This window comes from Victivallis vadensis (genome assembly GCF_003096415.1).
Taxonomy (GTDB): Bacteria; Verrucomicrobiota; Lentisphaeria; order Victivallales; family Victivallaceae; genus Victivallis; species Victivallis vadensis.
In genome coordinates, this window is the sequence record NZ_QEKH01000083.1 from 1 (window position 1) to 1,439 (window position 1,439).

1 pseudogene is annotated in these 1,439 nt (G+C 58.0%); it reads left to right on the forward strand.

The window, feature by feature from the left end:
- Positions 1-1,439, forward strand: a pseudogene (locus tag C8D82_RS21470) (hypothetical protein); the annotation flags it as partial.

Sequence of the window (1,439 nt, forward strand, 5' to 3'; positions counted from 1 at the left end):
GAGTTCGGCGCCGGCGTCGGCCACTTTATCGGAATGATGCCGGAACAGATCCGCGGCCGCTTCACGGCGGTGGAAATCGACGACATCTCAGGGCGGATCATGCGGCAACTCTATCCGAATGCGCGAATCATCATCGATGATCTCGCCAAAACATTGATTAAACGCAATTCGCTGGATCTGGTCATCGGCAATGTTCCGTTCGATCAGGTCGGGCCGCACGATTCGGATTATGTCGGCTACAACCTGCACAATTACTGCATTGCGCGCGCACTGGACGCGCTGAAGCCGGGCGGGCTGGCGATTCTGCTGACCTCCGCCTCCACGATGGATTCCAAGTCGGTCAATGCCAGAGGCAACTTCGCTTCGAGAGCCGCCTTGCTTGCCGCGATCCGCCTGCCGAACACCGCATTCGAAGAGGTTGGCACCGAAGTGGTCGCGGATATCCTGATATTGCAGAAGGGAGCGGAAAACAGGGAAAAATTCCTTGAACTCCAAGCGATTGAGACGCCGGACCACACCGGAATCATGCGGGTGAATGAATATTTTGCCGCCCATCCGGAAATGGTTCTCGGAACTCCGTCCAATACCGGGAAGATGTACGGCAGGGGCGGCAACGCCACTATCCTGCCGTTCAGCCGGCCGCTGGCGGAACTTCTGACCGTGCCGGAGCTGGCAGTACAGCAGGTCGAACAGCCGGAGCCCGATCTCTTCGGAGACACCGGAGAACAACCTCTGGAAGTCGAACTGCCGTATCCCATGCGCGAATACACCCTGTTCCAGTTTGACAACCGCATCTGGCAGTGCCGCAACCACCGGGGAGTACTGTTCACCGACAGGAACGGACGGGAGTTTTCCGGCAACGAACGGCGCAAGCTGGAACACTTCATCGACTTCAAGGAGACCTTGAACACCCTGCTGGCGCTTCAGCTCGACCCGCAGGCCGCCGCCATCGCCATCGAAGGGAAGCGGGCCCTGCTGAACCGTCAATACGACTACCATATCAGGCAGTTCGGCCGCCTCAACAACCGGATCGTCCACCGCAATATGCAGGAGGATCCGGATTATCTGAAACTCGCTGCGACCGAAAACATCCGCAAGGTGGTGGAAACGACGCTTGACGGCATCAAAACGCATAAGCTGGTCTACGAAAAGGGCGACATCTATTTCAAGCGAACGCAGCACCCGTGGAAAGAACCGGATTCGGCAGAGGACATCGTACAGGCGGGCCTGATCTCCCACGCCTACCGGCACCGGATTGACATGGAATACGTTGCGGAGCTGGTGAAGCTCAATCAGGCAGAAGCCCTGAAACTGCTGCTGGCCTCCGGCGAGTTTTTCGAGGAACCGGTCACGCGGGAAATCCAGCTCAAAAGCGAATACCTTTCGGGGAATGTCGTCCGGAAACTGCAGATCGCCCGCGAACTGGCTCCGCAGAACGT